Here is an 816-nt window from a genome sequence, read left to right as displayed (position 1 = left end):
CATAATACTTGTTATCGTCACCACGAAAGATAACAGAATCAGTCAAAGCAGACTTTTTCAACTTACCCTCTCTGACGAGTTTTTCTTTTTCGGTTTTAATCTGTTCAAGTAACTCTCGGGCTGTACCTTCCTCTGCAATCTGTGGAACAAGTTTGCCTTGTATTGCCTCTTGAAGAATAGATTTTCTTATGATAATAGGCAATTCTCTATTTAGATGCTTCAATTTTTGATAAAACTCCCCATATTTTATAATCGGTAATGCTATGTTTTTTACCTTTTCTACGATTGCTACAGTTTCATGGAGGTTAGGTACAGGGATGAGTAGATTAGAAATTTTTTCTGCATTTATATTGCATTGTTGAACACCGATTGTTTTGACTTCATTACAATAATCTCGTGCATATGGAGTATTTAGCAATAAATTTAAGTACTCCGAATTAATAAAAATGGGACGTAATAGTATTAGATACCCTGCAAATATTGCATTCCGTTGTCCTCTAAAAATAGCTGTTTTACCAACTAATTCAGCACTGTTAGTCCGATTAAACAATAAATCACCATATTGCAATAATAGCTTTTTATTGTCATCCAAATCATTGCTATAAACAAGTTTGTCAAATACAATTTCTCCGTCTTGAATATTCCCCATCCTAAGAACAGGCAATAAACCAGATGGGACAGATTTTTTTGAAGTTCCATATTTGGGAGGATAAATAAGCAATGAAAGTCTGCACCATTCCCACCCCTGCGGAATCTCAAACGGAATCTCCTCGTCAATGCACTTCACCTCCCCGGTAGCGAGAAACTTCTCATAAT

1 protein-coding gene is annotated in these 816 nt (G+C 35.4%); it reads right to left on the bottom strand.

Annotation, left to right across the window (positions count from 1 at the left end; all coding sequences use genetic code 11):
- Nucleotides 1-816: restriction endonuclease subunit S (locus BACFIN_RS14660; RefSeq protein ID WP_007750412.1), on the bottom strand; the 816-nt coding region annotated here is incomplete at both ends.

This window comes from Bacteroides finegoldii DSM 17565, from assembly GCF_000156195.1.
Classification (GTDB): domain Bacteria; phylum Bacteroidota; class Bacteroidia; order Bacteroidales; family Bacteroidaceae; genus Bacteroides; species Bacteroides finegoldii.
This window is presented reverse-complemented; position numbering and strand designations above follow the sequence as displayed.